Genomic DNA, 25997 nt, shown 5'->3' on the forward strand with positions numbered 1-25997 from the left:
AATGAAATACTACTCTAAAATAACACGCGTTTTGTTCCTACTTACTTTAGTAGTGCATTGCACGCTTTTTGGGCAACAAAAGCCCATCATTCATTCTCATAATGATTACTTACAATCTGTTCCTTTCTGGAACGCTTTCTCTAACGGCGCTACTTCTTTTGAAGCCGATGTTTTTTTAAAAGACAAGCAACTTTTTGTGGCGCATACGCAATCAGAAATACAACCTAAAAACACTTTTGAAACACTGTATGCAAAGCCGCTAAAAACTGTTTTAAACTTACAATATCAAGAAGGTAAAAAACTTTTGCTTTTAATCGATATCAAATCAGAAGCGGTATCTACATTAAATAATGTAATTTCTGTACTCGAAAAATATCCTAGCATACACAATAGTAACAACATCAAAATTGTAATTTCTGGTAACAGACCTCCTGCAAACACCTACAACACTTATCCTTCTTATATATATTTTGATTATCAAGAATTAGGTACAGAAGTATCAAAAAAAGCATGGGATAAAATAGGAATGGTAAGTTTAAGTTTTAAACGTTTTTCTGAATGGAATGGTAAAGGAAGATTGACGCACGATGATGCTACTAAAGTTAAAAACATCATAGCAAAAGCAAAAAAAACAAAAAAGCCTTTTCGTTTTTGGGCAAGTCCAGATTCTAAAAGAGCTTGGAGAACTTTGACTGATATGGGGGTAGACATTATAAATACAGACAAGCCATTTTTATGTGCCTCTTACTTTAAATCTTTGCCAAATAGAGCTATTACGGCAACAACGTTTTCTAAGGTATACCAACCTTCTTACAGTGCAGATCAAAAAGAGTTACCAGTAAAAAATATTATTCTGTTAATTGGTGATGGTAATGGTTTGGCTCAGATATCTGCCACAACTTTGGCAAATAATGGCAACTTGTCTTTAACGCAACTAAAAAGTATTGGTTTTATAAAAACACAAGCTGCAGATGATTTTACTACAGATTCTGCTGCTGCAGGTACAGCTTTGGCTACAGGTATCAAAACAAATAACAGAGCCATTGGTACAGATCCGTTTAGAAAACCAATTCAGAATATTACAGAAATTTTAAGCAGTTCTAACTTTTCTACGGCTTGCATAACAACAGACAATATTATCGGGGCTACCCCTGCTTCTTTTTATGCACATGCCATCGACAGGTCTGATGATGCTATCATTTCTAAGCATCTTATCAATAGCAAGCTCAACTTATTTATTGGTGGTGGCGGTGCTAATTTTAAAAACACCTCTTTGGCTAGTAATTTTACCATTTTGCCTTCTTTAGACAATTTAGAAAATTCAACGGCAGATAAAGTGGGTATATTTACGGCTGCACATGGTTTAAAAACGGTTATGAACGGTAGAGGAAACTTACTTGCCAACGCTACAAAAAAAGGTTTAGATTTTTTGCATAAAAAAAATAAACCCTTCTTTTTAATGGTAGAAGCTGCCAAAATAGACCATGCAGGTCATGCAAATGATACCGCCGGTATTTTAGCTGAATCAATCGATTTTGACAAAGCCATTACAGAGGCTTTAAAGTTTGCAGACACGCATCCAGATACTTTGGTAATTATTACCGCAGACCACGAAACTTCGGGCTTTAGCATTCCGCAGGGTAATGTAAAAAAACACCAAATAGAAGGTTATTTTGCTTCGTATGACCACACGGCTATTATGGTGCCTATTTTTGCTTACGGGCCAATGTCTCACGAATTTCAGGGAGTTTATGAAAACAACGAGGTGTTTCATAAAATCATGAAAATTCTAAAAAAATAGTATTCAAAACACTTCGCTTTTAAATTAAAAACCCCAAACAAATGTTTGGGGTTTTTAAGTATAACATCTTTAGGATGCTGTATGTAGTTCTTGCATAATTTCTGCAAATAATTGGTACGATTTAACGCGGTCTCCAATGTCATAAATATTGGTTACCGCAATTAATTCATCTGCTTGCGTTTCTTCTAAAAACGTTTTTACTTGTGCTTTTACAGTAGCTTTGCTTCCTATAAAAGAATACTTTAACATTTGATCTACTTGCGGATGGTCTAAAATTTCTTGATGTTCTTCTGTAAATGTTGTGGGTGGTTTTACACCACTTCTTTTACCTGTAAGCAAGCCTACAATTAATTGTATTAAAGAGGTTGCAATGCGCTTTGCTTCTTCATCTGTATCTGCTATGATAATATTTACACCTGCCATTACATAGGGTTTTTCTAAGGCATCCGAAGGCTGAAACTCTTCTCTATAAATTTTTATGGCAGTTGCTAAATAGGTGGTTGCAAAATGACTTGCAAATGCATACGGCAAGCCTTTTTGGGCTGCTAAATGTGCGCTATCTGTGCTAGAACCTAAAATATAAATAGGTACTGCTGCCCCTTCTGCTACTGGCGCTCTTACTGCGGCATTCCTATTGTCTTTCGAAAAATATTGCTGAATTTTAGCAACTTCTCTAGGAAAATCTTGGGCTGCCGACATAAAGTCTGAACGAATCGCTGCCGCTGTTGCTCTATCTGTTCCTGGTGCTCTACCCAACCCTAAATCGATTCTGTTGGGGTGCAATGCTGCCAATGTACCAAATTGTTCTGCCACAATTAAAGGCGAATGATTGGGCAACATAATTCCGCCAGAACCAATACGTAAGGTGTTGGTTGCCTGTGCAGCGTGCCCTATTAAAATTGCTGTGGCACTAGAACCAATGTGTTCTGAGTTGTGGTGCTCTGCCAACCAATATCTTGTAAAACCTGCTTTTTCTGCACTTTGTGCTAGTGCAACAATATTTGCAAAGGTGTCTTTTAAGGTGGCGTTTTGCGATATCAAAGCCAAATCTAAAATCGAATATAAGGTATTCTTAGCGTTCATAATATGTAAGCGTTTGTCTGTAAATAACTCTTTGTTACTTTTTAGGGGACCGCAAAGTTACCGAACCTTTTTAGTAGTTGGCGCTAAGAATCTGTTAATTCTTGCAATGCAACTATCAATACAAACTATGGTTTACAGTAGAAACATTACCTGTATACTGCAACTATTACATCGATGTTTTCTTTTTCGACTTTATCGCTACTTTTACTTCTTTAATACGTACATAAATTAATTTTAAGCGTCCGTTTGCCGTATCTCTTCTTTCAATTTCGAAAGCTGGTATCGATTTTATCAAAGGGGTTAATTTTTGAAAACCGTAATTTCTAGAATCAAAATTAGGTTGTTTCTTTTGTAACAAACCACCAACATCTCCTAAAAATGCCCAACCATCATCATCAGCAACATCGTCTATGGTACTTGCTATAAATCGAATTTCTTTTTGGGTAATGGTATCGTACTTATTTTTTGGTACGCGAGCCGTTGTTGTTGTCTCTTGCTCGTTATCTTCGTTGTCATCGTTTTCTTGCTTTAAGATTTCTATGTAAATAAATTTATCGCAGGCTACAATAAACGGGTTCGGTGTTTTCTTTTCTCCCAAACCATATACTTTCATGCCTGCTTCTCTTAAACGTGTTGCCAAACGTGTAAAATCGCTATCACTAGACACCAAGCAAAAACCATCTACTTTTTCTGAATATAAAATATCCATAGCATCGATAATCATGGCAGAATCTGTGGCATTTTTACCAGTAGTATAGCCATATTGCTGAATAGGTGTAATGGCATTTTCTAGCAACATGTTTTTCCATTTAGACAAATGTGGCTTGGTCCAATCTCCATAAATACGTTTGATGGTTGGGTTACCATATTTGGCAATTTCCTCCATCATTTCTTTAACGTAGGCAGAAGGTATGTTATCTCCGTCTATTAATACTGCTAGTTTGATATCCATAGTAATTCTATATAAAGTTTGTTTCTATAAAGATAGTGGGTTTCTTAGAACTGATAAAACTTAACTTGTTTAAATACTGTTTTAAGATTTTAGTACTTAAGCTTATGGCGACTTCATAGAGATTTAGTAACTTTCAGTTTTTAAACTTGAATAGCAACCCATGGGATTATTTAATAAAATACTAGGCAATGCCAGCGAAATTTCTACAGAAAAACTAACAGACAAGTACCAACAATTGTTGGTGGATAACGAACAAATAGAACTTGGTTTTAAATTGTTAAGAGATACGTTTATGTTTACCAACAAACGCTTAATTTTAGTAGACATACAAGGTATTACTGGTAGTAAAGTTGAATACAAATCGTTGCCTTACAAAAGCATTTCTAGATTTTCTTTAGAAACTTCTGGTACTTTTGATTTGGATGCCGAATTAAAAATTTGGATTTCGAGCGAAAACATCCCCTCTGTAAGCAAAAAATTTAACAAAAGCATTAACGTATACGAAGTACAAAAGTACTTGGCTAGTAAAGTGATGTAGATACTTTGCCTACTAAATACTGTTTTTGACCTTTAACTACAGTCTAGTTATTCCCCGCCTTTAGAATAAAGACGAGGAATCACCAATAATTACTTTTTAGAATTCTTTGCAGCTGCACTTTGTGCTCTTGCTGCAAAACTTCCCTTAGCTACACCACCTGATTTAGATGCGCCTGCAGCACTACTTTGAATTCTTGAAGCTGCTGAACTTGACATTGGTTTTGATTTACTCATAATAATTTATTTAAAGTTTTTAAGAAGTACTTTACTTCCTTTCATACTTCAAAGATGCAGATGATTACAATTAATTTTTCTTATTTGTGAAAGAGTGCTCGTATTTGTGATAAAAGTTGTCTTTTTTGTGATTTCTAATAAAACTTCTATAAAAAATAGTATTTTAGTTTTAAAAAATTGAAATACACCCCTAATGAAAAATCTTTATTATAAGTTCTTAGATGAACTTGAGTATCTTATTGACAATGCACCTTTTTTCTTAATTATTTTAGCATTATTTATACTTCGAAACCTGTACAACTATATTATTAAACGTTATTATAGAGGTGAAAATGAGGAATTAACAACACAAAATGAACAGCTTTTAAAAGAAAAATCTAAAAACCAACAAAAACTAGATAATTACATCAAACTAGAAAGTGAAAATCTTAAAAGTAACAATGTATTATTAAGATTAAAGCAAGAACTTGCTGAAACTAAAAAGATTCATTTTGAAAGTTTAAGTAAAAAAGAACAAGAAATAGCCAAACACAAAGAAACTAATAAACATCAAAAAAGAACTTATGAGCAGTATGTTAATTTTAAAAATGTAGAAGCAAATAATACGAGATTAGGCGCACATTTTATTAAAAATGTAATTAGTCAAATTTATGATGATATGGAGCAAACCGAAAGGAGCTACAAATCTTTTTTAGGAATAAGCTACAGCATAAAAACAAATAAAAATAAAATACCACCAATTAAGGCTTTAAAAAACATCTTTAAATTATTAGATTATAATGTTACTGCTTTACATAAAGAAAACACTTCACTAAAAGAAGAACTAGAACATATTCAGATGTTTTTAGATTTAATTAAATATTTGAAACCCAACACCAAAATTGCATTTAACAATACGCTAAATAGAGAACAAAAGAGTACTATTAAAATTAAACCCACACTATTTTTTCCGTTTGTAGAAAATGCTTTAAAACATGGTAGCTTAAATAACAACGATTCCTTTATTAGTATTATTTTAAAAGAAAACGAGCAGAAACAATTAAGTTATTGTTTGGTAAATAGTGTAGAACAAGGTTTAAATAATGATATTAAAGTTGCTACATCTAGTAGTTTCGGACTCAATGCACTACAACAGTTGTTAAACGCTTATTATCCAAAAAGTAAATTAGAGCATAAAACATTGCCTAATAACCAATATTTATCAGAATTAACTTTGAGCTTAAATTAAATGATACGTTATATTCTTGTGGACGATGATCCACAAACTTTAAAAAGAGTACAAGAAAAAATTGTTTCTATTAGTAAAGATTATGATTTACACCACGTTAAAAGCTACGATAGCTCTAAAAAGGCTTTTGAAGAGATATACGAAGACGACTTTGATTTACTTATCGTAGATTTTGAGATGCCTGTCTATAATGGTTTAGAATTGGCTAAAAAAATAGCTCCTAATAAAAAAGTTATCTTTTTAACCTCTACAATTAATAATGAAAAAATGGTGATTAATAGTTTAGATATTTCTGGTTTTTTGAGCAAACCTTTTGAACTAGATGAATTTGAATACATTTTAAAGAATAAAGTTATTGATAAAATAAATAGACATAAAACTATAAAAAAAGGAAAACGATTAACACTTGCTATAGGCGTTAATAAAGACATTGGCTTTTACCCAGACGACATCTATTACATTTCCTCTTCAAGAAATGTAAACAAATATCACGCTAATAAAAATTGTGTTCATTTTTTTGGTGCACAAGATGAGGTTATTGTTACTAATGCTAGAATTAGTATTTATGAGGTATCTAAAAAATTAGAACCCTATGGTTTTGAAAAAATTAACCAAAGTACCATTGTAAATCTATCTAAAATTAATGTAAGAAATAATAAAGAACTTTCTCTTTTAGACTGCAAACAAGAATTTACTATTGGTGATAATGAAAAGCAAACAATAATTTCTAAAATAAGAAATTTACTTGGAGTTTAACGTCTACTTTCTTTTTAATTCGTCTAATGTTCTGCCCTCTTTATCTTTCCACTTTGTCCAGCCATTGGTAGAGCGTCCTAAAATTGTTGCTGCAGCTGCACTAGGTGAGTTAAATATATAATCTTGTTGAAAAACATACATATCATTATCTTCTTTAAGAATGCCTTCTGCTAGTAAACGATTACGCAATACAGCAATCCATTTATTCATGCTATTGGTAACACTAATACTAGAAGTACCACCTTTGTACACTAAAAATCCGTCGTCTGTTAACTCACCAACTGAGGATACACCTTTACCATTGCAATAAAACAATTCTTTTGGGCTTTTTGCTTTTCGTTTTTCTTCAAAGATTGGATAACCCAAAGTTGCCAATAATATTTTGGCAGTATCAAAATTATCTAACAAATCATATTCTCTACTTTCACTTATCGATGGCTTTTTAGAACCAGTATCATTGTCTGTAGCATATCTACCAATTTCTTTAGCTTTTGCTAAACAATAATGCTCTAAATATTTTCCGTCTGTTTTGGTATACTCGTCTGTTTTGGTGGTAATGATAACACAATGTGTCCAAAAGTCTTTTTTACGGTTGTGTGATTGAATACGAGTAAAACAATCTTCACCTTCTCCTATATAAACTAAGGGTTTTGCGCCATCTTCTGTATTACCAAACAAAAAATACACACCTGTAAAATGAACCATCTCACGTTTTGCAACTTCTTGCATTTTGTTTCTAGGAAACAAAATCGCTTTTACTAATCTATTGGTTAGTTCTGCTTCACGAATACTAGTTGGTGAACCGTCTGGTAAAAATATTTGTATGGTTTGTGGTTTTGTTGCCATATTTAAAAAATCTTTTGTCCTTGATAAAGTTTTGCTATTAATGTTTTTTCAACTTCACCTTCTTGCTCAATTGCCTTTTTAAAAGCTAACTCCATCCACTGAGCACCAGATTCACTTAGAATAACATCTCCTTTTCTCATAAGAGTATTCTTAGGGTTAATATTTCTGATACCTTTATCATATTTAATCCTTGTACTAGCAAAACTATCATAATCTAATTCTTCAATTAGATTAAATAGTTTTGGACAATTACCGTAAATAGAATCTATAAATACTGGATTTTTAACTCTAACCAATATTGGCCATTCCTTTAACCAAGGAATATGCTTAATATCCTCTTTACTCGCAATATCTCTGTTTTTATCATGAGTATAAGAAATTGCTCTACCGAAAATGACATAATCATTTGGTTCTTTGGTCATTCTAGCCATAAAAACGACATCTCCATTTTTGTATCTTCTAGGTCGCGCATCATTTTTGGCTCTAGAGAAAGATAACGCAAAATGACTGCACCCTCCTTTTAATTCATCTGTAATTTTATGGTTTAATGTTAATCTGTTGTCACCTTTACCAAAAAACTTTATAAAATATCTTCTTTTACCAATTATAGATTTTTGATAAGAAACACCATAGTCGGGAAGCGCTTCACTTGTTTTAGGCAATGGTTTAGAATTAGCAATTGTATCTCTCCATTCATTTATTTGATTCTGATTTAATATACCCGAATCAATTTTCCACAAATCCTTAAAATAACTATAAGATTCTTCAATTGTTCTAGATTCATCTGAAAGTATTCCAAATTCTTTATTATTGAAAAAACCACCATTTGTGAAATTAGCAGAAGTAATAATTACACTTTTAAAATCAAAGATATAGAGTTTGCTATGTAGACCCATTACTCCTTTGATTTGAGCTTTATTTTTAAGCAAACTTTCTATTGCTGTTAAACTAGAAACACCTTTTCTGAAATCATTTAAATCGAAACGAGTAATGACTTTTATAGATTTGCCTTTAAAATTATCTATTAAATGCTTAACCATATTATCAGTAATAAAAGGAGAAACGATGCATATAGTCTTTGTGTTCTTTAATTCAGAATTGAATTCCTCTAACCAATTTTCGTGTATTGTTTTAATCATTAAGCATATTATAATTTAAAAATTCTTTGTCATAAACCTCAAGTAAAACAGGCTGTTTCAGTAGCGCTTTAAATAAATAACACTTACCCCAACCACAATACTTACTTCTTATACAATGCTATTTATTCTTCTAGTGTTTTAAGTATTTTAGTAATAAAAGTTAGTTAACCAATATCATCTCGATCCTCAATTAAAACAGGGTTTTCAACAATTACTTTATTAGACAACTCTATTTGAGCTTTAGTTTTAGATATTGTTGCTGTTAATTTAATAGCCTCTTTTTTATGTAATTCTAATTGCTCTGTAATATCAACATATTTATCATAAGTTCTAGACTCTAATCTCATTTTAATATTATTAATGAAATCTTGAACATTTGTTAATGTGCCAAAAGCAATAAAAGAAAATAGCGCTATTATTATTAAAGCAAATTGATTCCAGTTCAATAAATCACCTAAATTAGTTATATCAAAAACAAAATAAAGCATTGCATTATATCCTAAATAAAGTGATGCTAGGGCAAAGCGAACTCCAAAATAAATGCGTTTAAATTTTTTATTTAATTTTAAATTTAGTGATTCTTTTTTCTGAATTAAAGTTTTTAGCTTATTATATCTAGATTGTAGTTTACCTAAATTAAGCTTTTCCTCATCATTTTGATTAGATACTTTTTCTAATGTTAAGTCTACTTGTCCAAAAGAACCAACATAAATAATAATTATAATTACTATTACACAAATTAATAAAAAGGTATTATTCTTTTCTTGCTCACTCATACCTCTTCCATTTTACGTTCCCCCTCAAAAACCTCACGCAAACAACTCTGCATCATCATCTCACTATGTTCTTGGCTTTGTTGTGCTTCTTGCTCTAAACTATCACATAGACCCATTAGAGCATTTACTTTTTCTACGATAGCTTTTTGTTCTTCTAATGGTGGAAGTGGAAATTTAAGTTGATATAAAATTCCTAAGTTTATATTCTTTTGAGCAGTTGAAGGCGCAAACTTTTCTAAATCCGATTTCATAATTGTTATAAAATACTCAACATAACTAGCTAAAGAATTTCCATTATCTATTATTTCCGTAAATCCAACAACGCTATCTGGAAAACAAGCGTTAAAACCTAGTATACCAGTTTCAGCAATATTTGCAGCTATTGTAATACATAAAGTTCCTTTATCCCACATTCGACTTTGAGCTAAACCAAAATCATTATAAAGAGATTTATGAGTATTAATAATTCCTCCATTTTTTTTTGCACTAGAAACGTCACCTGTTTGAACGAGTGGATATTTACCATCACTAAATAATCTGAAATCATTTCTTGGACGATGTTTTGATTTACCTCTTTCAAATAAACCTATTTCTTGCATCCTACACCAAACCCAACCTTCAGGTAATTCATAAGGAATTTCATCTTTAGTAATTTTCGGCAACGCCTTTTCTTTTTTTATTTTTTTGTCTGCAATAAGTTGTGCTTTCTCTTCTTGTATGCGTTTTAAGAGTTGGCTTGCGTGATGCGTTCCTGAAATGAGTTCAGGATGACTCGTTCGCCATTCACTCGTCAACTTTCCTTGTACTGCTAATTGTAAAACCGTTTCTCGTAATTTTTTAATATTGGTAGTTTCATTAAAGAAAGGTTTAAAATGGTCTTGTAAAAAAGTCCATTCTTGGTTGGCATTCTTGGTGGTAAGCTGGTTTAAAGCAGACGTTACAAAATCTTCTTTTAAACCAATACGCTCTACCGTTAATTGCTCTAATTGCTCTACTTCTTTAAAAAGAGTTTCTACTACGTTTACGATTTCTTTTTGTTCTTCTAGTGGTGGAAGACCAATTGTAGTAAGTAAAAGCCCCTTAGTATTTAAATGAGGTATTGCAGCGCCAATCATATTAGCATTAGCCCTTTCAAAATCTTGTAAAAAAATTAGTCTAATGTAATCTTTTATAAATGGTGGTGTATGAATAACAGCTAAAGTAGAACCAACGATACCTGGTTTTCCATCAAGAATTAAACCACTTCGAGAGCCATCACATACAACTAAAATATCTGATTCTTTACATTTTGGTGCTTTTTCATCATCACTATATCTTCTAACATTTCCTCTATCTAAAGATGCAATATCTTGATAAATATATTTTTTTACTGTTTCCGATAAATCTTTAGGGTTTTTTCCTTTTTGCAGATTAAATAGTTCATAATTAACAACCTTAACCCAACCTTTTGGTAAATAATTAAGTTTTTTAATTTCACCTTTAGGTATGTTTACTCTTCTTTTATTGAGTTTTAACTGTTCTGAATTATAATGTTTTATTCTCTTCAATAAATCATTTGATACTTCAACATTAAGATTGTCTTTTCGCCATTTTGAGGTCAATTTTCCTTGTATTGCCAATTGCAAAATCAATCCTTTTAATTCTATGGCATTTTTAGGATGAATGGTTAACTCTTTAAAGTGTTCTAGTAGCTGCATATTACTTTAAAGCTTCGGTTAATACATTTATAATTTTATCTTGTATGCTAGAAATTTTAGTTTCCGTAGTTCTAAATTTTTCTAATATCACTTCTGGTTTTTCTACGGTATCTACTTCTTGGTGTGGGTTTTTAATATCTAAATTATAACCACGTTTTTTAATCTCTTCTATAGAGACTTTCCAAGCAAATGCATTTTCTACACGTTTGTTCCACCATTTTTTTTCTACATCAAACTCTTTAATGTTAATGGGTTTGGTTTTATTATAGCTTTTAGCTCCTTTTGGGTATTGGTGCTCGTAATACCAAACTTCTTTGGTGGGTGTGCCTTTTTCAAAAAACAACAAATTGGTTTTAATACCTGTATAAGGGTTAAATACGCCATTTGGTAAGCGTACAATGGTATGTAGGTTACATTTGTCCAGCAACTCTTCTTTTAGACGTGTTTTCATGCCTTCGCCAAACAGAGTTCCATCTGGTAAAACAATAGCGCAACGTCCTTTGTCTTTTAATAGCTTAATGATTAAGGCTAAGAATAAATCGGCTGTTTCTTTGGTTCTAAACTTTTTAGGAAAGTTGGTTTCGGTACCATCTTCTTCTACACCACCAAAAGGCGGATTTGACAAAATGATATCTAGTTTGTCTTTAGCTCCCCAATCTGCATAGGGTTTGCTTAGTAAATTATCTCTACGTACAGCAGGTAAATCAAAACCATGTAACATTAAATTGGTAGTACACAATAAATGTGGTAATGGTTTTTTCTCAATACCACGTATGGATGTTTGTAGTATGTCTCTATCTTTTGGTGTTTTTACTTGATTACGAACCGCATCAATAGTACAGGTTAAAAAACCACCTGTACCACAAGCAGGATCTAATACGCTTTCTCCTAATTGCGGATTAATCATATCTACCATAAACTGCGTTACAGCTCTTGGTGTGTAATATTCACCCGAAGAACCTGCAGATTGTAGGTCTTTTAAAATGGTTTCGTAAATATCATTAAACACATGGCGTTCGCTAGTGCTATTAAAATCAATCTCATTAATCACGTTGATGACTTGACGGAAGAGCGTTCCGTTTTTCATGAAATTATAGGTATCATCAAAAACAGAACGTATAATTTTTGCTTGCGGACTTATGGTAATATCCAACTCTTTTAAAGTTGGAAACAACTCGTTTTCTATAAACTCCATTAAGGCATCGCCTGTTAAGCCTTCATCATCTGCTGCCCAGTTTTGCCATTTTAGATGTTCGGGAATTGGTGATTCGTAATCGTCAATAGTAATTTCCCATTCTTCTTCTTTATCGGCAAATATTTTCATAAAAAGCATCCAGACCATTTGCGAGATTCGTTGTGCATCTCCATCTACTCCTGTGTCTTTACGCATAATATCGCGTATACCTTTTATGTTGGTTGTTATGTTACTCATATATTATTTTTTAAGAAGTTGTAAAAACACAACTCCTCTTTCTGTTATTTTATATTGTTGTTTGGAGCTTTTGGGCTTCTCTGGTATTGTTCTTTCAATTAGATTATCTTCTAGTAATTTGTTTGAAATAATATTTAATTGACTTGATATAGACTTCTGCCCTAATTTTCTTGAAATTTCTTTTTTGGAAGAAGTTTTTTCTTTCACTATTAACAGTATTTGAGTATACATAGACTCGTGCTCCAACTCGTGCCTTAACTCATGCTGCATCTCTAGCTGCATCTCTAGCTGTAACTCTAGCTGCAACTCTAGCTGCAACTCTAGCTGTTGCTTGTATTTTACCTTTATAAAAGAAACTCTAAAAGCGACACCAGGTTCTTTCCATGCCAATTTAATTTCTGGATATTCCTTTAAATCATCTGCAATTAACTGCAATCCATTTCCCCACTGCTCAATAATACCTAAACGTTTAAAAACGGGTGCAAGCACTTTATTTCTTACATCAGATTGACCAGCATCCATCTCATTAAAATCAACAGTAGGTAATAACTTACCAGGACTTGTGATTTCTAATTTATCATCAAAAATGGCTATTTTAATATCTTTTCCTGTAAGGGAATAATCTCTATGAATTATAGCATTTCTAATAACTTCTCTAATTGCTACTATAGGATATTCCCAACGATCGTTTCTATACACACCTTTATAATCTTCTGTGCCTTGTGAAATATGACGCAATACAAATTGGTAGGCTTGTTCTGCCTGTAAAGCAATACTTATATCAATCGTTTTTTGATCAATAAAAGTTCCAGGAATAGTACCTTTAAATCTTGCGCACTCTACCTTAGCATTCGGAAAAATTTGAGTACGTATTTTATCATCAGATAATAAAATCAAAGCATTGGTAGGCAAAAACTGACCTTGTTCTTGTTTTACAAGTTCTAATTTTTTTAAAACCTCAACTGTTACGTCTTCATTCGTTTTTTCTTTGAAAAAGCTTTTAAAATTATTAAGATTGAAGGCTTCGTAATTTTTATTAAAAAATAATTCAGCATCAAAAGAAATATTCTGGCCTTGTCTTTCTAGTTCCTGAATAATTTCAAGAGAAGCCAATCTATTCGAAGAACCAACCCTCGTAAAGGTTCCTTTTTCTTTTCCTTTAGCAGTAATAAAATAGGGTGGTTTACTTCCTTTATGAATGTAAACTCTTATGATATGTTTTCCATTTTCTTCTATAAAAGAAATTTCTGGTAAAATGGTTGAAGTGCATTGGTCGTTTACAATATTACTAATTTGATTTTCAATAGTATCTAACTGGTCATGTTGCAAACCCGAAATTTCTCTTGGTTGATTCTTTATACCAATATATAATTCACCACCAGCATCATTAGCAAAAGAAATTATGGTTTTTGCTAATTCTGCATTTTTAGGTAAGACTTCTTTAAATTCAAGACGCCTACCTTCGGGTTGTTGTATTTTAGTTTGAATATTCAACTACGCAATATTATATATTTCGTTTTCTAAATCTTTAACGGCTTGGTCAAAGTCCTTCTTTTTTCCAAAAGCGCGCACTAATTCTACAGCAGAACCCATTTGGTTTAAGGGCTGTACTTTTAAAATAGCACCTTGTTCTATAGATGTTATACCTTCTTGTTCGTATTTATCTAATAAACTATTTAATACTTTTTGTGCGGTTTCGCTGTATTTAGCAAAGTAGTTACGCTTACGTACATTGTTTGCGCGTTCTTGTCTGGTTAATGCAGGTTGGTCGAAAGCGACATGGCAAATTAAATCAAACGCATCTAGTTCTTGCCCCACATCTTCACGCATTGCCTCTAGGAAAACACCATGTTCTGCAAGCTCTTTTATGAGTTCTTCTTTCTTTTCTGATGCATTCCATTTTTGAATAAAATCATCCAAAGATGAAAACTCTTTTTCTAAATTTTTTCTAGAATAATCTTTTAAAGATTCTGTAATTAACTTTCCGTCTTTTCCATAATACTGTACACGTTCATTTACTACAGACACAGGTATGTTGTTTACATAATATTTTGTTACTTCTTCTTCTCCACTATCAATACCAACATCTGGAGTTGTGGGTCTAAAATCATCAGGATTTAAAGGTGTTTCTCCTTCAATAGGCTGTGTCGTAGATTCTTCTTCATCTGGTGGCACAACTGTTTCATGCGGCAATGGCTCATAAATTTGAACTGGGTCTCCATCAAAATCGGGTCTTGCAAAAATATTGGTTGCCTTTCTAAAATCCATAATGGTAAAAAACACTTTACCTTCTGCTTCACGAATTCTTGTACCTCTACCAATAATTTGCTTAAACTCTGTTACCGATTGTATGTTAGATTCTAATACAATAACTTTTACCATTTTAGTATCTATACCTGTGGTTAACATTTTTGATGTTGTTGCTATTACCGGAAAACGTTCTTCAACATCTGTAAAATTATCTAGTTCTTGTTTCCCAACTTCATCATCACCTGTTATTTTTACACAATAATTCCAATGTTTGGCAACCAAATCTGCGTTTTCATTAATCAATGCTTGTCGCATTCTATTAGCATGGTCTATATCTACACAAAACACAATGGTTTTTGCAAAACGATCTGTTGCCTTTAAATACTCGGTTATTTTCTTTGCTACGACCTGTGTTCGCTCATCAATGGCTAAATTCTTATCATAATCTTTTAAATTGTAAATACGGTCTTCTACTTCATTTCCATATTTATCAATTAAACCAGCAGTTGGCCTCCAACCATCATCTACACTTGTAGTAATTCGTACAACTTTATAAGGCGCTAAAAAACCATCATCAATACCTTGTTTTAAAGAATAGGTATATACAGGTTTCCCAAAATACTCCATGTTAGAAACGTCTTTGGTTTCTTTGGGTGTTGCTGTTAAACCTATATGTGTAGCTGCATCAAAATACGTTAATACATCTCGCCATGCAGAAGCTTCAGAAGCACTTCCTCTATGGCACTCATCAATCACAATTAAATCAAAAAAATCTGGACTAAACTCTTTGTAGGCGTTTTTATCTTCGTCATTACTGGTTAATCCTTGATATAATGCAAAATATATTTGATAGGATTTATCTATTTTACGGTTTTTAATAATGTGCATAATGTCATTCCCAAAAGGAGAAAAATCGCCATTTTTAGTTTGGGTCAATAAGGCATTTCTATCAGCTAAAAACAAGATACGTTTCTTAACACCTGTTTTCCATAAACGCCAAATGATATTAAACGCAGTATAGGTTTTACCAGTACCTGTTGCCATCACTAAAATAATTCTATTTTGCTTTTTAGCAACTGCTTCTATGGTTCTATTAATTGCGTTTTGTTGGTAATACCTAGGTGTCATACCACTATCATCTGCGTAATATTCTTTTGCTACAATTTCTTTCGCTTCTGAGGTTTCTATATTTGTATACTTCAAATACTTATTCCACAAATTTTCTGGTGAAGGAAAGTTATCTAAGGTTAGTTCTTCTTCTAGTACGCCGTCTGCTCTTGTTTTATCATGAAACACAAAAGAATCTCCATTGGAAGTAAATACAAACGGTATTTGTAAAATCTCTGAATATTCTAATGCTTGTTGCATCCCATGCCCTACTGCTTTTTTATTATCTTTTGCCTCAATAATAGCAATGGGAATATTTGATTTATAGTAAAGAATATAATCTGCTCTTTTACTTTTTCCTCTGGTGTGCATTTTACCTTGTACAATGATTCGTCCGTCTGTAAAAGAAACTTCTTCCCTTACTTGTGTTCTCATATTCCATCCTGCTTTTTCAATGGCAGGGTTTATAAACTTGGTGCAAATATCTCTTTCAGACAGGTTTTTCTTATTCATTAAATAGGTATTTGTAGAATATCATAGCTTTTGGCATTAAATGTAGCAATCTTTTCTTTTATGAAGAAATGAATAGAAGCTAAATTTAAAAACATGACAACTATAATTCTAAACTTTAAAAATACTTTAATTTAATAGCTATAAATTACGGTTTTACGTAATAGTATGTTAATTTCTAAACATATGTAAAGCATAAAAAACCACCTTATCAAGTGTTTTTTACACGACTAACCCCTACTAAACAAGCACCTTTTTTCTATTAAAAAGTACTTTAATAAGGTTTTACAAGCACTTCTACACGCAACTTTTACTGCATCCGTATGCAATTGCTACTGCATCAGGGTGCAACTTTTACTGCACCCTGCTCCAATAAAAGTTGGGTACGTACGCAATTAGGCTAAAAAAAGGCAACAAAAAACCCCAATAACTAAAGTTATTGAGGTTTTTAAAAATTACTTGATGTTTACACCTTGTAATTACAAAAGCGTACTAGGTTGTTCTGGTAAACTTTAAGTTTTTAAGCATCGTTCTTAACTTTACCGCAGGTCTAAAAAGAATGCGTGTATTGGTAATGCCTTCTGCAGAAACTTCTCCTTTAGTTTCAAAGCCTTTCGAACTTAAACTTATTTGAAAGTTTCCTAATTTACCCAAACGCACAATACGCCCTTGTTTTAACTCTCTAATAATATTTACCTCTAAGATGTTTAACAGCGACAAACAATCACTTTCCGACAATGCCGATTGTTCAGAAATCATTTCTGCTAACGTTTCAAAATCTACGCTACCATTAGCAACTACTGCTGCATAATATTTTGCGTCTAATGTTCTATCCTGCGGATTTTTTCTCTCTATTGTTTTATATTTAATTGACATTTGTTATCTATTTTAAAATTACATTTCTTCTTACAAGCTTTGTTTTTAGAGGCACATGTAAGGAGATTCCTCTTTGGGTACGCTTTTAAAACTCTGCACTACAATGCCCAACCACATACGTTTTTATGTAGTTAAACCACAAGCAAATACTTTTGCTTACAGGAGTTTGCGCTAAAAAAATTAAGTCATGTTTTTACCAAGTTGCAGTCTGTTGTACTGCTTTATTTTTAATAAAATAAATTTGGTAAGCTTAAAGAAGAATTGTAATTTTATGGTCTCAATATGAAACTACACACTTCTTTTAGTGTTACCGTTTACAAAAAGCCTTTAAGCAACATCTTATCGGCTTTTTTGTATTTTATAAAGATACTACATGTATTCTAATTTCTTGAAATAACTCGAATTTTTAGAATTAAGTTACAAATACAGTACACACACTTAACGTTTACAACGACTGAATAATAACTTGTTGTAAAACTAATACCTTTTTCTTTTTAAAAAAGAAAAAGGTATTCACAAATCCCTTGAAGTTTTTAACAAAAAAAACGAATTTACCATAAATACACTTGCTTGCTTTTCTGTAGGCTTAAAAAACTTTAATTTTGTAAACAGCAGAGTAACATAGAATAATCTCTTTTAATGTAAGGTCTTTTAAAGAAAACAGACCAATTATTTACAATTACAAATAGTTTAGCCTAGCACCAATGAACAAGTATATAGAACTCTTTAAAAATTCGTATTCCGATTACTGGAACTACATCAAACAATCTGTTCTTTTTGAATTGAATTGGGAGAATTATTTTTACGGATTGATTTTAATTTCGCTTTTGGTTTGGGGTTTAGAAGCTGTTTTTCCTTGGCGTAAGAATCAGTCGTTGTTTCGTAAAGATTTTTGGCTAGATACCTTTTACATGTTTTTCAATTTCTTTTTGTTAAACTTATTGGTATTGATTGCTTTATCAAATGCTGCCGCCGAAGTTTTTAATGATATCTTAGGCGTTGTAGGCTTGTCTATTGCCAATTTTCAGCTATTAGAACTCAACACTTTGCCGTTTGCACTCCGTATTTTTATCTTTTTTATTGTAATTGATTTTGTGCAATGGTGCACACACAGATTATTGCATTCTTATGAGTTTTTATGGAACTTTCATAAAGTACACCACTCGGTAAAAGAAATGGGTTTTGCAGCGCATTTGCGTTACCATTGGATGGAACCCGTAGTGTACAATTCTTTAAAGTACATTCCGTTAGCCATTATTGGCGGCTTTACCGCACAAGATGTAGCAGTTGTCCATTTTTTTAATATTACCATTGGGCACTTAAACCATGCCAACATCAATTGGGATTATGGTTGGTTAAAGTATATTTTAAACAATCCAAAAATGCACATTTGGCATCATGCAAAAGTATTGCCAGAAGAACGCAAACAAGGCGTTAATTTCGGAATTACCCTAAGTATTTGGGATTATCTTTTTAAAACGAATTATATACCGTATTCTGGTAGAGACATCGAAATTGGTTTTGAAGGTGATGAGCAATTTCCGAAGGGTTTTGTAAAACAGGAGTTGTATCCTTTTGGAAAAAGGGATTAGTTGGTTTTTGTGAGTTCGAGTGATTTTGAGGTACAAAAAATTATATCGAGAACTTTTATAACCTTCTACAAAAATCATCTCGATACTAATTTTACTCATTGCAATCGTAAAATTCACTCGATGTGACACATACTCTTGTTTCTTTTCTTTCTGCCCTTATTCTTTTCCATTGATGAAAAGAACCAAAAATCTAGACATACTTTTAATTTTCTTGAATTCTACTTTGTAATCCACTATCGCATCCAGACCACTGCGTTATTTGGATGCTTGCCGTTACTTACAATTTGAATTCTTACGAAATTTAAAATAGGTCGTTACTGTATGTTATCATGATTCTCTTGCCTCACTTCTATTATCTTTCTTCTTTCTTCTTTCTTCTTTCTTCTAGCTTCTTATTTCTTGTCTCTTGTCTCATGCCTCTTGACTCATTTTTCTTTCTACCCTTATTCTTTTCCATTGATGAAAAGAACCAAAAATCTAGACGTACTTTTAATTTTCTTGAACTCTACTTTGTAATCCACTATCGCATCCAGACCACTGCGTTATTTGGATGCTTGCCGTTACTTACAATTTGAATTCTTACGAAATTTAAAATAGGTCGTTACTGTACGTTATCATGATTCTCTCTTCTTGACTCTTGTTTCTTACTTCTTGTCTCTCTTCTCTTATTTCTTGCCTCTTATTTCTTGACTCATTTTTCTTTAATCCTTATTCTTTTCCATTGATGAAAAGAATCAAAAATCTAGACGTACTTTTAATTTTCTTGAATTCTACTTTGTAATCCACTATCGCATCCAGACGCCATAGCGCAAGCTGGCCCATTCGCTATAAATGTCCACTGGACATTTACTTTACGCTCTGTCCTCTTTGGATGCTTGCCGTTACTTACAATTTGAATTCTTACGAAATTTAAAATAGGTCGTTACTGTATGTTATCATAGTTCTCTTGCCTCACTTCTATTATCTTTCTTCTAGCTTCTTGCTTCTTATTTCTTACCTCTTATTTCTTGACTCATTTTTCTTTCTGCTCTTATTCTTTTCCATTGATGAAAAGAACCAAAAATCTAGACGTACTTTTAATTTTCTTGAATTCTACTTTGTAATCCACTATCGCATCCAGACGCCATAGCGCAAGCTGGCCCATTCGCTATAAATGTCCACTGGACATTTACTTTACGCTCTGTCCTCTTTGGATGCTTGCCGTTACTTACAATTTGAATTCTTACGAAATTTAAAATAGGTCGTTACTGTATGTTATCATAACTTCCTCCTCTTACCTCTTGTCTCTTATTTCTTGACTCTCTATTCTCTCTTCTTGACTCTTGTTTCTTACTTCTTGCCTCTTATCTCTTACCTCTCTACTCTTCCCTCTCACCCCAAACCCCACACATTCAAAAAATCGTCATTATATAAAAAGCACCCGTTTAAATTCATACATCAGTAATAAAACCGTTAAATGTTAAGGAAATCTTAAAAAAAATCAAAAAAAAGCCAACTACATCGATTTCGCTTAGTATCTTTAGCAAGAAATTTTTACTAAAAACTAAAAACAATATCCAAAGAAATGAAGATTAAAAAAGTACTTGTTGCCAATCGCGGTGAAATTGCCATTCGAATTTTTAGAGCCTGTACAGAGGTAAATGTAAAAACCGTTGGAGTTTACACATTCGAAGATCGCTATTCGTTACACAGGTACAAAGCAGACGAATCGTATCAAATAGGTGAAGACAATGCCCCATTAAAGCCGTATTTAGATATCAAAGAAATTATAAGAATCGCTTTAAAAAGTGGTGCAGATGCCATACACCCTGGTTACGGTTTCTTGTCTGAAAATGCAGATTTAGCGCAACAATGTGAAGACAATGGTCTTATTTTTGTAGGTCCTAAAGTTACAGTTCTTCAATCTTTAGGCGACAAAATTACAGCCAAAGAAGTGGCGATTGCCAATAACATACCCGTTATTAAAAGTAACGAAAACCCTTTAGACAGTATCGAAACAGCTTTAGAAGAAGCTTCTAAAATTGGTTATCCTGTAATGCTAAAAGCAGCCTCTGGTGGTGGTGGTAGAGGTATGCGTGTTATTAGAGAGGCTGCCGAATTAAAAAAAGCTTTTAACGAAAGTAAACGAGAGGCACTAAATGCCTTTGGAGACGATACCGTTTTTTTAGAAAAGTTTGTTGCCAATCCAAAACATATAGAAATACAAATTGTTGCCGATAATTATGGCAATACAGTGCATTTGTTTGAGCGCGATTGTTCTGTACAACGTCGTTACCAAAAAGTAATCGAATTTGCACCTTCTTACAATTTAAAGCAAGAAACAAAAGATGCTTTGTACAACTACGCAATTACCATTTGTAAAGCTGTAAATTATAATAATATTGGTACAGTAGAATTTTTAGTTGATGATGATGGTGCTATTTATTTTATAGAAGTAAACCCAAGAATACAAGTAGAACATACGGTTACAGAGGTTGTTACCAATATCGATTTGGTAAAAACTCAATTGTTTATTGCGGGTGGTTATAAATTAACCGACCAACAGATTAAAATACCGAGTCAAGATGCCATTAAAATAAATGGATATGCGCTGCAATGTAGAATTACTACAGAAGATCCGCAGAACGATTTTAAACCTGATTATGGTGAAATTACCACGTATAGAAGTGCGTCTGGTTTCGGAATTCGATTGGATGCTGGTAGTGTGTATCAAGGGGCTATTATTTCGCCTTTTTTCGATTCGATGCTTGTAAAAGTTACTGCAAATAGTAGAACTTTAGATGGCGCGTGTAGAAAAGTACGCAGAGCCATGGCAGAGTTTCGTATTCGAGGTGTTAAAACCAATATGCCTTTTCTAGACAATATCTTAAAACACGAAACTTTTAGAAAAGGAGATGTTACTGTTAATTTTATCAAAGAAACACCCGATTTATTTGTGTTTAAAGCGCCTAGAAATAGAGCTACCAAATTAGTTACCTATTTAGGTGATGTGATTGTAAACGGAAATGCGGATGTTAAAAAATTAGATCCTACAAAGAAATTTATAAAACCTGTTGTACCTAAATTTGATGCCAATGCGGCGTATCCTGAAGGTACAAAAGACAAACTAACTGCATTAGGCCCTGATGCATTTGCGCAATGGTTAAAAAATGAAAAGCAAATTCATTTTACTGATACTACCATGAGAGATGCACACCAAAGTTTGCTGGCAACAAGAATGCGAACTTTTGATATGTTAAAGGTTGCAGAAGGATATGCTAAAAACAACCCAAACATTTTTAGTATGGAAGTTTGGGGTGGCGCTACTTTTGATGTTTGCATGCGTTTTTTACAAGAAAACCCTTGGGAACGTTTGCAATTGTTACGAAAAGCAATGCCAAATGTATTGTTGCAAATGCTAATTCGTGGGTCAAATGGTGTAGGATACACGGCGTATCCAGATAATTTAATTGCCAAGTTTGTAGAACAATCTTGGGAACATGGTGTCGATTTGTTTCGAATTTTCGATTCTTTAAACTGGATGGAATCGATTGCACCTTGTATAGAACATGTTAGAACCAGAACCAATGGTTTGGCAGAGGGTTCTATTTGCTATACTGGCGATATTTTAAATCCTGAAAACACCAAGTACAACTTACAATATTACACCACTTTAGCCAAAGACATCGAAAATGCGGGTGCGCATATTTTGGCAATTAAAGACATGGCTGGTTTGTTAAAACCTTATGCTGCTTTCGAATTGGTAAGTGCTTTAAAGCAAACGGTAAATATTCCGATTCATTTGCATACGCACGATACCTCTTCTATACAAGCTGCTACCTATTTAAAGGCAATAGAAGCAGGTGTAGATGTTGTTGATGTTGCTTTGGGTGGTTTGTCTGGTTTAACCTCGCAACCCAACTTTAACTCTGTGGTAGAAATGATGAAATTTAACGACAGAGCAAGCAATTTAAACAATCAATCTTTAAACGAATATTCTAATTACTGGGAAACAGTAAGAGATTACTACTACCCTTTTGAGTCTGGTTTAAAAGCGGGTTCTGGTGAAGTTTTTAAACACGAAATTCCGGGTGGTCAATATTCGAACTTAAAGCCACAGGCGCAAGCACTTGGTTTGGAAGATCGTTTTCATGAAATTACCAAAATGTATGCAGATGTAAACTTACTTTTTGGCGATATTGTAAAAGTTACACCAAGCTCCAAGGTTGTGGGTGACATGGCACAGTACCTAGTTAGTAACAACTTAACGGTGCAAGATGTGTTAGAACGCGGACATACCATTTCTTTTCCGCAGTCTGTAGTTCAATTTTTTAAAGGTGATTTAGGGCAACCCGTTGGCGGATTTCCAAAAGATTTACAGAAACTTATCTTAAAAGACGAACAACCTTATACAGATAGACCAAATGCACATATACCTGCTTTAGATATTGATGAAGAGTACAAAGACTTTAAAAAGATATTTGAAAACGATTTAAGTAGACCGATTGATTTTACAGATTTCTTATCGTATAAATTGTATCCGAAGGTATTTACAGATGCTTACAACAAGCATTTAAAGTACGATAGTTTGATTAACCTACCAACTAAAAACTTTTTCTACGGAATGGAAGTTGGCGAAGAAATTATAGTTGAGTTAGACAAAGGAAAAACCTTATTAATCACCCTAGATTCTATTGGTAAAGCCAATGAAGAGGGGTTGGTAACTGTTTACTTTAAGGTAAACGGACAAGGAAGATCTGTGCAAATAAAAGATACCTCTGTAAAAGTAGAAACTGTACAAAATATAAAAGCAGCTAAAGAAAATGCACACGAAATTGGTGCACCTTTACAGGGTTTATTATCTACAATCTTGGTGAAGAAAGGTGATAAAGTTGCTAAGAATCAGCCTTTATTTATTATTGAAGCCATGAAAATGGAAACCACCATTACAGCCAACGAAGATGCTACTATAGATGCCATTATTTTAAAAGAAGGCACGCTTGTAAATTCTGAAGACTTGGTCTTAAAACTAGAAAGTTAATTTTTTTTTAATAGTTCACGTTAGAAGTCCGTTATTGTTTTTATGCAATAGCGGGCTTTTTAATTTATACGTAAATCAGCATTTATTTGGTAGCTAGTGTTTAATTTCTCCCTTTTTCATCAGGATACAAACCCGGTAAATTATCGCTTTGATAATACGTTTTTGTATCAATATTCATCGCACACACCTTTCCTTTAAAAGCAGCACCTGTATCAACATTCCATACATTGGCTCTGTTCATTGGTGTCGGTATTCCGAAATTAGTTGTTGGTGTATGTCCTATATAAATTTCTGCATAATGTTGCAATCGCTTCGGATACGTTGGGTTGTTTTTATCGATGGTAACATCCATTGCCAAAGCCATTTCTCACAAAGTTCTATCAAAGTAAAAATTACCAGGAAACATTTCTTTAGCAACACCGTGCATTGATGTAAAACCGGCATGTAAAAACAATCTATTTGCGTCGTCTAAATGGTATAACGATAGGTTTTCGAAAAATGTTAGATGCTCACTTTTTTCTGCAGCGGTAAAACCATCATAACTATCGATGGTTTCTTTACCACCATGCATGTACCAAGTAGGATTAACAGTTTCATCTTTTAACCATTCTTCGCACCAAACATCATGATTTCCTTTGATAAAAATACAGTTGATTTTTTTTGACAACTCGATTAAAAAAGAAACTACTTGTGCAGACTCGCTCCAGCCATCTACATAATCTCCCATAAAAATAAGTGTGTCTTCTTCGGTAACTTCTAGTTTATTTAATACTTGTACTAGGGCTTTTAAACCGCCGTGAATGTCTCCAATTGCAAAAGTGCTCATTTGTTGTATTGTTTAATAAACAAAACTAAACGATTCTAGCTAACTTTTTAAGTATTTGCTTTAAATTAAGGTTAAAAATACTGCCCTAAACCAAAAACCAACCCTCCTTTTGTCGTATTTTTTGTATCGTAGACTTTAAAACCATAATCGATTCTAAAAGTAGCATTGTATATTTTTTTACTGATAAAACGCAGCCCTATCCCAGAGAATACTCTTAATTTTTCTTGTTTAAAAAGGTCGCTTAATTGTCCGCCTGGTTCTCGCCATGTACCTGCATCTGTAAAAACATTTGTTTGAATTGCCAGCCACTTTTTATCGTAAACGGTATGTCTATATTCAGAATTTAAAACCGCAACACCAGTACCTCTATCTACCAAAATACCAACACCTCTAATATTTACATTGTTATCTAAAGCAAAGGGCGCAAAAGGTGAATTCTCATTAGAAGCAATACCCAAACGTAATTTATTTGCCCAATTGCCTTTAGCACCAATTCTTTTGTAATAGAAAAAGTCGTTCCAAGCAATTAAAAAATCATTTTGAAAATCGTTTTGCGTAGTAACATATTGCGTGTATAAGACACTTTTAAAACCGCTAACGTATTGGTAATAATAATCTAAACCATTGTATTGATACACCAGTTTTAAAAGTTTTTTATCTAAATCTAACGTCAATGGTACACCGGCTGCTGTTTCACCAGACAAATATTTATATTTCTCTGAAAAAAAGCTGATTCCGAAATCGATGCGATGCTTTAAATTTAGTTGATACAAACCTAGCAACTCTATCGAAGTATTGTTGTACAAGTAATTGGCTGTTTTTTCACCAAAATACAACGGCTCTTCACTTTTCCAGTCTTTAAAACTTATTGCCAATCCCCATTTTTTAGAAAACAAATTGGGTGCGCGATAGGTAAAACCATAAGAATGAAAACCATTATTTTGATAAAAGCCACCAAACGTAGTGTTGTTTCCTAAAAAATTATACTCGTACAAACCAAGTTTGTAAGCGAATTGTTTGTTGGTGGTTGTCCAGAAATTTAAACTTGGTATAAGTGTAAAATTCTCTTCTATGCCAATTTTTACATGGCTTTTAAAATTGGGCAACCGAGTTACTGTAAAATAAGCATGACTTACAGCAGGCAATCTTTTTAAAAATGTGATGTCTTGATTCAGTTTTACAGAATCTAATACTTCGCCTTGTTTTGTGGTTATTATCTTTTTTAAATAGCTTGTTTTAATTTTGTCTTGCCCAACTATTTCTAGAGAAGCAATTGTTGTTTTTTGCGCACATGTTACTTGCATGCAAAAACTAAAAAATAAGAACAAGAAACTC

At 32.9% G+C, this 25997-nt stretch carries 18 protein-coding genes and 1 pseudogene; 6 read left to right on the forward strand and 13 right to left on the reverse strand.

Annotated elements, in window-relative coordinates; translation table 11 throughout:
* The first annotated feature begins 1 nt into the window (after position 1).
* Positions 2–1801 (forward strand): alkaline phosphatase, encoded by a 1800-nt coding sequence (locus tag B5464_RS03055; RefSeq protein ID WP_079737135.1) that lies wholly within the window; start codon positions 2–4, stop codon positions 1799–1801.
* Positions 1802–1870: 69 nt separating this feature from the next.
* Here the strand turns inward: B5464_RS03055 and B5464_RS03060 are convergent, their stop codons facing one another.
* Together B5464_RS03060 and B5464_RS03065 are read right to left on the reverse strand one after the other, a co-directional pair.
* Positions 1871–2884 carry an LLM class flavin-dependent oxidoreductase gene (locus B5464_RS03060; protein ID WP_079737136.1) on the reverse strand — a complete coding sequence of 338 codons (1014 nt, stop codon included), beginning with the start codon at positions 2882–2884 and terminating at the stop codon, positions 1871–1873.
* 166 nt (positions 2885–3050) lie between these two features.
* Positions 3051–3836, reverse strand: coding sequence for an NYN domain-containing protein (locus B5464_RS03065; RefSeq protein ID WP_079737137.1), 786 nt, complete (start codon positions 3834–3836; stop codon positions 3051–3053).
* A gap of 160 nt (positions 3837–3996) precedes the next feature.
* Between B5464_RS03065 and B5464_RS03070 the strand changes: the two genes are divergently transcribed.
* Complete coding sequence (locus tag B5464_RS03070) at positions 3997–4374, forward strand: PH domain-containing protein (protein WP_079737138.1); 378 nt, start codon at positions 3997–3999, stop codon at positions 4372–4374.
* 89 nt (positions 4375–4463) lie between these two features.
* Here B5464_RS03070 and B5464_RS03075 read toward each other — a convergent pair whose 3' ends face one another.
* A complete protein-coding gene (locus tag B5464_RS03075) occupies positions 4464–4607 on the reverse strand; it encodes a hypothetical protein (RefSeq protein WP_079737139.1) in 144 nt (47 codons plus the stop codon).
* Positions 4608–4800: 193 nt separating this feature from the next.
* On the opposite strand from B5464_RS03075, the gene B5464_RS03080 reads away from it, so the two are divergent.
* On the forward strand, positions 4801–5835 hold the full coding sequence (locus B5464_RS03080) for a hypothetical protein (protein WP_079737140.1): 1035 nt from the start codon (positions 4801–4803) through the stop codon (positions 5833–5835).
* A complete protein-coding gene (locus B5464_RS03085) occupies positions 5836–6591 on the forward strand; it encodes a LytTR family DNA-binding domain-containing protein (RefSeq protein WP_079737141.1) in 756 nt (251 codons plus the stop codon).
* 3 nt (positions 6592–6594) lie between these two features.
* On the opposite strand, the gene B5464_RS03090 is transcribed toward B5464_RS03085, so the two are convergent.
* The 8 genes from B5464_RS03090 to B5464_RS03125 form a co-directional block, all read right to left on the reverse strand.
* Positions 6595–7437: a GIY-YIG nuclease family protein gene (locus tag B5464_RS03090; RefSeq protein WP_079737142.1), complete on the reverse strand. Its 843-nt coding sequence runs from the start codon at positions 7435–7437 to the stop codon at positions 6595–6597.
* Positions 7438–7439: 2 nt separating this feature from the next.
* Positions 7440–8576: a phospholipase D-like domain-containing protein gene (locus tag B5464_RS03095; RefSeq protein WP_079737143.1), complete on the reverse strand. Its 1137-nt coding sequence runs from the start codon at positions 8574–8576 to the stop codon at positions 7440–7442.
* Positions 8577–8740: 164 nt separating this feature from the next.
* Positions 8741–9352, reverse strand: coding sequence for a hypothetical protein (locus B5464_RS03100; RefSeq protein ID WP_079737144.1), 612 nt, complete (start codon positions 9350–9352; stop codon positions 8741–8743).
* Positions 9349–11049, reverse strand: a complete 1701-nt coding sequence (locus tag B5464_RS03105; RefSeq protein WP_079737145.1) for a restriction endonuclease subunit S — start codon at positions 11047–11049, stop codon at positions 9349–9351. The genes B5464_RS03100 and B5464_RS03105 overlap by 4 nt, the downstream gene beginning before the upstream one ends.
* 1 nt (position 11050) lies before the next feature.
* Positions 11051–12481 (reverse strand): class I SAM-dependent DNA methyltransferase, encoded by a 1431-nt coding sequence (locus tag B5464_RS03110; protein WP_079737146.1) that lies wholly within the window; start codon positions 12479–12481, stop codon positions 11051–11053.
* A gap of 3 nt (positions 12482–12484) precedes the next feature.
* On the reverse strand, positions 12485–13975 hold the full coding sequence (locus B5464_RS03115) for an RNA-binding domain-containing protein (RefSeq protein ID WP_079737147.1): 1491 nt from the start codon (positions 13973–13975) through the stop codon (positions 12485–12487).
* Positions 13976–16351, reverse strand: coding sequence for an EcoAI/FtnUII family type I restriction enzme subunit R (hsdR, locus tag B5464_RS03120; protein ID WP_079737148.1), 2376 nt, complete (start codon positions 16349–16351; stop codon positions 13976–13978). It abuts the gene before it with no gap.
* A gap of 489 nt (positions 16352–16840) precedes the next feature.
* Positions 16841–17224 carry an HU family DNA-binding protein gene (locus B5464_RS03125; protein WP_079737149.1) on the reverse strand — a complete coding sequence of 128 codons (384 nt, stop codon included), beginning with the start codon at positions 17222–17224 and terminating at the stop codon, positions 16841–16843.
* Between the two features lie 704 nt (positions 17225–17928).
* Here B5464_RS03125 and B5464_RS03130 point away from each other — a divergent pair.
* Together B5464_RS03130 and B5464_RS03135 are read left to right on the forward strand one after the other, a co-directional pair.
* On the forward strand, positions 17929–18816 hold the full coding sequence (locus tag B5464_RS03130) for a sterol desaturase family protein (protein WP_079737150.1): 888 nt from the start codon (positions 17929–17931) through the stop codon (positions 18814–18816).
* A gap of 1564 nt (positions 18817–20380) precedes the next feature.
* A complete protein-coding gene (locus tag B5464_RS03135; RefSeq protein WP_079737151.1) occupies positions 20381–23836 on the forward strand; it encodes a pyruvate carboxylase in 3456 nt (1151 codons plus the stop codon).
* 100 nt (positions 23837–23936) lie between these two features.
* On the opposite strand, the pseudogene B5464_RS03140 reads toward B5464_RS03135, so the two are convergent.
* Both B5464_RS03140 and B5464_RS03145 read right to left on the reverse strand, forming a co-directional pair.
* Positions 23937–24662: pseudogene (locus tag B5464_RS03140) on the reverse strand (metallophosphoesterase family protein).
* A 71-nt stretch (positions 24663–24733) separates the two neighbouring features.
* Positions 24734–25966 (reverse strand): POTRA domain-containing protein, encoded by a 1233-nt coding sequence (locus B5464_RS03145; protein WP_079737152.1) that lies wholly within the window; start codon positions 25964–25966, stop codon positions 24734–24736.
* Positions 25967–25997: the final 31 nt, after the last annotated feature.

Source organism: Polaribacter sp. KT 15, from assembly GCF_900143115.1.
In the GTDB taxonomy this organism is placed as follows: Bacteria; Bacteroidota; Bacteroidia; order Flavobacteriales; family Flavobacteriaceae; genus Polaribacter; species Polaribacter marinaquae.

What these genes read in the sequence shown, in the direction of transcription:
- B5464_RS03055 (WP_079737135.1), top strand. Translation starts at nt 2, where the DNA reads ATGAAATACTACTCTAAAATAACACGCGTTTTGTTCCTACTTACTTTA.
- B5464_RS03060 (WP_079737136.1), bottom strand. Translation starts at nt 2,884, where the DNA reads ATGAACGCTAAGAATACCTTATATTCGATTTTAGATTTGGCTTTGATA.
- B5464_RS03065 (WP_079737137.1), bottom strand. Translation starts at nt 3,836, where the DNA reads ATGGATATCAAACTAGCAGTATTAATAGACGGAGATAACATACCTTCT.
- B5464_RS03070 (WP_079737138.1), top strand. Translation starts at nt 3,997, where the DNA reads ATGGGATTATTTAATAAAATACTAGGCAATGCCAGCGAAATTTCTACA.
- B5464_RS03075 (WP_079737139.1), bottom strand. Translation starts at nt 4,607, where the DNA reads ATGAGTAAATCAAAACCAATGTCAAGTTCAGCAGCTTCAAGAATTCAA.
- B5464_RS03080 (WP_079737140.1), top strand. Translation starts at nt 4,801, where the DNA reads ATGAAAAATCTTTATTATAAGTTCTTAGATGAACTTGAGTATCTTATT.
- B5464_RS03085 (WP_079737141.1), top strand. Translation starts at nt 5,836, where the DNA reads ATGATACGTTATATTCTTGTGGACGATGATCCACAAACTTTAAAAAGA.
- B5464_RS03090 (WP_079737142.1), bottom strand. Translation starts at nt 7,437, where the DNA reads ATGGCAACAAAACCACAAACCATACAAATATTTTTACCAGACGGTTCA.
- B5464_RS03095 (WP_079737143.1), bottom strand. Translation starts at nt 8,576, where the DNA reads ATGATTAAAACAATACACGAAAATTGGTTAGAGGAATTCAATTCTGAA.
- B5464_RS03100 (WP_079737144.1), bottom strand. Translation starts at nt 9,352, where the DNA reads ATGAGTGAGCAAGAAAAGAATAATACCTTTTTATTAATTTGTGTAATA.
- B5464_RS03105 (WP_079737145.1), bottom strand. Translation starts at nt 11,049, where the DNA reads ATGCAGCTACTAGAACACTTTAAAGAGTTAACCATTCATCCTAAAAAT.
- B5464_RS03110 (WP_079737146.1), bottom strand. Translation starts at nt 12,481, where the DNA reads ATGAGTAACATAACAACCAACATAAAAGGTATACGCGATATTATGCGT.
- hsdR (WP_079737148.1), bottom strand. Translation starts at nt 16,351, where the DNA reads ATGAATAAGAAAAACCTGTCTGAAAGAGATATTTGCACCAAGTTTATA.
- B5464_RS03125 (WP_079737149.1), bottom strand. Translation starts at nt 17,224, where the DNA reads ATGTCAATTAAATATAAAACAATAGAGAGAAAAAATCCGCAGGATAGA.
- B5464_RS03130 (WP_079737150.1), top strand. Translation starts at nt 17,929, where the DNA reads ATGAACAAGTATATAGAACTCTTTAAAAATTCGTATTCCGATTACTGG.
- B5464_RS03135 (WP_079737151.1), top strand. Translation starts at nt 20,381, where the DNA reads ATGAAGATTAAAAAAGTACTTGTTGCCAATCGCGGTGAAATTGCCATT.
- B5464_RS03145 (WP_079737152.1), bottom strand. Translation starts at nt 25,966, where the DNA reads ATGCAAGTAACATGTGCGCAAAAAACAACAATTGCTTCTCTAGAAATA.